Source organism: Treponema primitia ZAS-1 (genome assembly GCF_000297095.1).
Classification (GTDB): Bacteria; Spirochaetota; Spirochaetia; order Treponematales; family Breznakiellaceae; genus Termitinema; species Termitinema primitia_A.
Window position 1 is genome coordinate 22735 of record NZ_AEEA01000039.1, and the last position, 6064, is coordinate 28798.

The window sequence follows — 6064 nt, forward strand, 5'->3', positions numbered from 1 at the left end:
GGATGTTTGTGGGAAGAAAACGGGAACTGGAAGCTCTGGAAAAGCAATATGCCGGGAACGATTTTGAATTTGCGGTCATATACGGACGCCGGAGGGTGGGAAAAACATCCCTCATAGTTGAATTTATTAAGGATAAGCCGGCGGTATTTTTTACCGGCCGGGAAACCAACCTGGCGGAAAATCTGGTGCTGCTCAGTGGGAGTATTCAGGCCTCCCGGTTTGGGGTAGAAAAGGCGCCGGTTTATCAGTCTATCGACGATGCCCTGGACCGGGTCTTCAGCGCCGCTGATGGCAAGCGGCTTATCTTTGTGATTGACGAGTACCCCTACCTGGCAGGGGCTTGGCGGGGAATATCTTCGACCCTCCAGGAAAAGATCGATCACCGTTCAAAAAAATGCAGGCTTTTTTTAATCCTCTGCGGATCATCCCTTTCCTTTATGGAAAACCAGGTGCTGGGGTACCAAAGTCCTCTGTACGGAAGACGAACCGCTCAGTATAAGATTGAGCCCTTTGATTTTTTTGAGGCCGGAGAATTTTTTCCCAACCTAAACAGCCAGGACAGCGCCGCTATCTATGCCATGGCCGGGGGTATTCCCTCATACCTGAACCGGTTTATCGGCTCTGCACCCCTCAAAGAAAAGGTGATCGCCAACTTCCTTAGTCCCCAGGGTTTTCTTTTTGAGGAGCCGGAAAATCTCCTGAAACAGGAACTGCGGGATCCGGCGAACTACAACGCCCTTATTCGGGAGATTGCCCGTGGAGCAACCCGGGTTTCGGAGATCGCCTCTAAAACAGGTCTGGAAACCGGCGTAGCAAGCCACTACCTTGATACCCTCATACAGCTGGGAATTGTTGAACGGGAAATGCCCGTCACCGAGGAGGTTCAGGGAAAAACCCGCGGCAGGAAATCGCTCTACACGGTTAAGGATAATCTTTTCTGTTTTTGGTACCGATTTATCCCCGGCATTATTGATATTATTCAGCATAACAACACGGAGAAAGCCTGGGACTTTATTGCCGAAGGGTTCAGCGCCTACATGGGCAGGGTATTTGAAGAAATTTGCCGACAGTATCTCTGGCGGGAAAACACTGCAGGCAGACTACCCTTCTTTTTTCAGCAGGAGGGCCGCTGGTGGGGACATGATCCATTGCAGAAAATGGAATCCAAAATCGACATCCTGGCAATTCAGGGCAAGACCCATGCGCTGTTCTGCGAATGCAAGTGGAGAAACGAAGGAACCGGCAGGGACGTCCTTGAAGCCCTGTTACAAAAAGCGGATCATTTCCGGTTTGAACAGAAATACTACATCCTTTTTTCAAAGAGCCCCTTTACCGTGGGATGCAAAAAACTAGCCGCAGAGAGGGGGGGTGTCAGGCTGCTTAGCTTTAGGGAGATGAACGTAAACCGCTGACAGTATTATTGTCCCTACAATTTCTCAAAATCCGCAGCGCCATGTTTGCATATGGGGCACACAAAATCCGGCGGGAGTACATCCCCTTCGTACACATATCCGCAAATTTTGCATATATACCCTTTCTTTTTGGAAGATTCTACCGGAGGCTTGGGTTTAATGTGATCAAAATAATACTGGTATGTTACGGACTGCACGGCGTTCAACACCGCCGCTTCGGTGACATCGGCAATAACCAAAGTGTGGGTATCGTAGTCGCTTGTGCTGATAATTTTACCGGAAATATAGCTATTGGCATAGCGGGGTTCATACAGTATGCCGTTAGGGCTGCGCTTTTTTTCCTGCGCACCGGCAAACTTATCAACGGTCCGGCCGCTCTGAAAGCCAAACTGCTGAAAAACAGAAAATGGTGTTTCAACACCTAAAACAGAAACATTAAAAATACCGGTTTTAAGTATCATGTCGTGGGTAAAATTGTTTTTGTTGACCGTAAGGGATATGCGTTTGGGTATATCCGTCATCTGGGAAACGGTGTTGATAATACAGCCGTTATCCTTATCGCCGTCCTTTGCCGTTAGAATGAAAAGTCCATAACTCAGCTTAAAAAATGCAGCATTATCAATACCGGTTAAATCAGACATACCTGCTCCTTTGTAAAATCTACAAAATTTCTAATATCTATTATAGTATAGCATAAAAAAATGAGTTGGCTAGTTTTTTTTGATAAATTTTTGTAAAATTTACCTGAGGGTATCCAAATTTGACTTTATTCACCGCTTCTCCGTACATTTAATGACGTAGCGCTATGTATAAAAATTGGAAAAGAAATACCGTCCTGTTTTTAACCGGACAGGCCATCTCCCTTTTCGGTTCAGCCCTGGTCCATTACGCAATCGTCTGGTATATCACCCTCCATACCCGGTCAGGGGCAATGATGACCGTTGCGATCATCTGCGGCAGCTTACCGACTTTTTTTATATCCCCCTTCGGCGGGGTGTGGGCGGATCGGTATAACCGTAAACTCCTCATCAACATTGCCGACGGGATCATCGCGTTAAGTACCCTTGCTATGGCGTTGTTTTTTATTCTGCACGGCAAAATCGATCTTATCTGGCTTTTGTTTCTGAACCTCGGTATCCGGGCCCTGGGAACCGGTGTGCAGACACCGGCGGTAAACGCCCTCATCCCCCAGCTGGTACCGGATGAACACCTGACCCGGGTGAACGGTATCAATAGTTCCGTCAATTCCCTGTCTTCCCTGCTGGCCCCCATGCTCAGCGGGGCACTCCTCAGCTTTTCACGGATAGAGTATATCTTTTTTATTGATGTGGCCACCGCCGTCATCGGTATCAATATTGTGTTTATTTTTGTCCATATTCCCGGTGAAACACAATCGCTGTGGAAAAAAGCAGCCGGTACAAATTCCCGGTCATATTTTGAGGATCTTAAAAAAGGCTGCCGTTATATGTTGGATCATGGGTTTATCAAAAGGATGTTCATCTTTTCTGTTTTCTTTTTCCTGCTGATTACCCCGGGTGTTTTCTTAACGCCCCTTCAGATAGCCCGGAAATTCGGCGGCGAAGTATGGCGGCTTTCGGTAATGGAAATACTGTTTTCGGCGGGTATGATCCTGGGCGGCCTTTTAATTAGTGTTTGGGGCGGTTTTAAAAACCGTGTCCGGACCATGGCATTTGCCTGTTTCCTTTTTGGCTGCGGTGACATCTGTCTGGGACTCGTCCCCCATTACGGAATCTACATCATGGTGATGGCCTTCTCCGGTATGATCGTACCCTTTTTCAACACCCCCTTCACCGTTTTATTACAGGAAAAAGTGGAAAGTCAATTTATGGGCCGGGTGTTCAGTTTCCAAAATATGATTTCCAGCATCATGATGCCCCTGGGGATGATCGTCTTTGGCCCCCTGGGTGACGTGATCCCCATCAGCCGGATTCTGGTTTTCTGCGGTTCAGGAACGATTATCCTTGGCGGCTTCTTTATAGGTAATCGGGTCTTGCGGGAAGGGGGGGAGCAGTTTGAGCTGGAGCGTATTGAAAATGCGGATTGACAGTACCGTGTATTAGGGTTTAAATTGATAAAATAATAACGATATGAGCAGCCAAAAAATAGTATTCAAAATTGAAGGCGGAGCTACCGTTTCCGCCCTTGCCCCTGAGGGGGAAACCCTCCTCGAAACTGCCCGGAAAGCCGGGGTTGATATAGACGCCCCCTGTTCGGGGAACGGGACCTGCGGAAAATGCCGGGTTAAGGTGCTTGAAGGAACCGTGCTTGGGGAGGCGCCCCGGCAAATAAGCCCGGAGGACTATGCGGCTGGCTGGCGGCTGGCCTGCGGTATCAAAGCCGCGTCGAACCTTAGTGTAGAGGTTCCTCTTTCCGCCGGGGCTTTTAAAAACCGTATCAAGGTGACGACCCTCAGCGAAGGACGGGAACGGGCCGCCTTTGACGCCCTGGGCAAGGATTTGGACGAGTTGGGTTATCGTGGAGATAGCGGCTTGGAAACAACAGCCATCACCCTGACACTCCCTGCCCTGGACGACGCCATGGCTGACCGTGAACGGCTTTTGGCTAAGTACGCCGAAGAGACCGGCCGGGAAGCCGGGATCGGCATTTTTGCCCTGCGGAAGCTTCCCGGTATCCTGCGGGAATCAGATTTTTCTATTATATGTGTTGCCCGGAAAGGCCCGGATAGGGACCTGATCCTGGATATACTCCCTGCCGCGGCCGGGGCTCAGGCGGTTCTGCCGGGGCTGGCGGTAGATATCGGGACCACCACGGTGGCCATGGTGCTTACGGACCTCCGCACGGGGAAGCTCTTGGCAGGGGGGTCCGGGGGGAATGGGCAGATCCGCTTTGGGGCGGATGTGATCAGCCGGATCATCGAAAGTACCCGGCCTGGCGGTCTGGATAGACTGCGGAAGGCGGTGATTGAGGAGACCATGCTCCCCCTGATCCGCGAGATTTGTACTAAAGCGGGAATCGAGCCTGCGGGTATATACCGGGCGGCGGTGGCTGCCAATACTACCATGACCCAGCTCTTTACCGGGGTTTACGCGGACTTCCTCCGTCTGGAGCCCTATGTGCCGGCCTTCTTCCACGGCGATGGCTTCCGGAGCAGCGACCTGGGTTTGAACCTCAACCCCGATGCCGAAGTGATACTGGCCCCCAGCATAGGCAGCTATGTGGGGGGGGACATTAGCGCCGGGGTCTTTTCATCGGGAATATACAAAAAGGATAGTTTTTCTCTTTTCATAGATTTGGGAACCAACGGGGAACTGGTTTTTGGCAATTCGGAACTGCTCATGTCCTGCGCCTGTTCCGCCGGGCCTGCCTTTGAGGGCGGGGACATCAGCTGCGGTATGCGGGCCACCGACGGGGCGATAGAGGCATGCTCTATCGACGCCGAAACCATGGAGCCATCCCTTACCATTATCGGAGGGGTGGATCAGAAGGCTGCGGGGCTCTGCGGGTCCGGGCTTATCGATACCATTGGGGAGCTTTTCCGCTGCGGGATCATCAATGCCAAGGGGAAATTTATCCGGGAAGGCAAGCGGATTGGGCATGATGAGTACGGCGCGGCTAATTATATCCTGGCTTTTGCCGAAAATAGTGTTAGCGGACAGGATATTGCGTTAAACGAGACGGATATCGACAGTTTTATCCGGGCCAAGGGGGCAATTTTCTCCGCCATCAGGACCATGTTGGCGATCATGGACTTTTCCCCGGACGATATTGAGGAAGTTTATGTGGCCGGGGGTATTGGGAGCGGGATCAACGTAGAAAAAGCCATCCGTATTGGGATGTTCCCTAAAATTTCCCTGGAAAAATACCATTATATCGGTAATACCAGTCTGACCGGGGCCTACGCCATGGTTAATTCCTCCGGCGCCGCATCCAAGGTTATGGAAATCAGCGGGGGGATGACCTACCTGGAATTATCGTCCCATCCGGGGTATATGGACGAATTTGTGGCAGCCTGTTTCCTGCCCCATACCAACGGAGCCCTCTTTGAAGACCGATAACGCGGAGGCGCCGGTAAAAAATCAGCAGTGCGATGTTCCGTTAGCCCATTATCAGGGGCTCTATGAAAGCTTGGATCCCCGGGCGGTTGCGGAACGGTGCGGCCTATTATTTGAGGAAACCCAGGCAGGGGGAGGCTTTTTCCTGCTGCGCCTTATGGGGACCGAATACCGGGCGGCATTTCCGGTTTTTGAACTACGCAGTCTCCAAGGGGACGATGTTCGGGATCCCTATGAAAAGATACTCCTTATCCGGTATCTCTGCGAAGGAAAGTTCTTTGAAAGCCGGGGGAAAAGGCTTTCTTATAACGAAATCCCCTGGGGCGAGACCTATTACCGCAACTTCGAAGGGCGTTGTCTTAAGCGGGCAGCCCATAGCTTCGGAAACGATCTGGCGGCGTTCAGGTGGATGGTGGAGGGTCTTCCCGGACTCTGTTTTGAAGCCCTGGATACGGGGGACGCGGGTTACCGTTTTGAGTTTCTAAACGGGCTTTTCATAAGCCTTTTAATTTGGGCCGGAGATGAGGAGTTTCCGCCATCGGCTCAGATGCTTTTTGACGATAATTTTATCTTTGCCTTTACCGCTGAGGATCTGGCGGTGGTAGGTGAAGTTGTTAT

General features: G+C 51.1%; 5 protein-coding genes. 4 read left to right on the forward strand and 1 reads right to left on the reverse strand.

Features of this window, described 5'->3' with window-relative positions:
• Positions 1 to 2: 2 nt before the first annotated feature.
• Complete coding sequence (locus tag TPRIMZ1_RS0106460) at positions 3 to 1412, forward strand: ATP-binding protein (RefSeq protein WP_010256535.1); 1410 nt, start codon at positions 3 to 5, stop codon at positions 1410 to 1412.
• Positions 1413 to 1426: 14 nt separating this feature from the next.
• Here TPRIMZ1_RS0106460 and TPRIMZ1_RS0106465 read toward each other — a convergent pair whose 3' ends face one another.
• Positions 1427 to 2053 (reverse strand): flavin reductase, encoded by a 627-nt coding sequence (locus TPRIMZ1_RS0106465; protein ID WP_010256539.1) that lies wholly within the window; start codon positions 2051 to 2053, stop codon positions 1427 to 1429.
• A gap of 164 nt (positions 2054 to 2217) precedes the next feature.
• Here TPRIMZ1_RS0106465 and TPRIMZ1_RS0106470 point away from each other — a divergent pair, with 164 nt between their 5' ends.
• From TPRIMZ1_RS0106470 to TPRIMZ1_RS18555, 3 genes are all read left to right on the forward strand, one after another.
• Positions 2218 to 3477: an MFS transporter gene (locus TPRIMZ1_RS0106470; RefSeq protein ID WP_010256542.1), complete on the forward strand. Its 1260-nt coding sequence runs from the start codon at positions 2218 to 2220 to the stop codon at positions 3475 to 3477.
• A 43-nt stretch (positions 3478 to 3520) separates the two neighbouring features.
• Positions 3521 to 5449, forward strand: a complete 1929-nt coding sequence (gene acsV / locus TPRIMZ1_RS0106475) for a corrinoid activation/regeneration protein AcsV (protein ID WP_010256545.1) — start codon at positions 3521 to 3523, stop codon at positions 5447 to 5449.
• Positions 5436 to 6064: DUF3786 domain-containing protein (locus TPRIMZ1_RS18555; RefSeq protein ID WP_010256549.1), on the forward strand; the 629-nt coding region annotated here is incomplete at its 3' end. The genes acsV and TPRIMZ1_RS18555, both read left to right, overlap by 14 nt.

Bases quoted from the DNA above. Each gene is read 5' to 3' on its own strand.
- TPRIMZ1_RS0106460 (WP_010256535.1), top strand. From the start codon at position 3: ATGTTTGTGGGAAGAAAACGGGAACTGGAAGCTCTGGAAAAGCAATAT.
- TPRIMZ1_RS0106465 (WP_010256539.1), bottom strand. From the start codon at position 2,053: ATGTCTGATTTAACCGGTATTGATAATGCTGCATTTTTTAAGCTGAGT.
- acsV (WP_010256545.1), top strand. From the start codon at position 3,521: ATGAGCAGCCAAAAAATAGTATTCAAAATTGAAGGCGGAGCTACCGTT.
- TPRIMZ1_RS0106470 (WP_010256542.1), top strand. From the start codon at position 2,218: ATGTATAAAAATTGGAAAAGAAATACCGTCCTGTTTTTAACCGGACAG.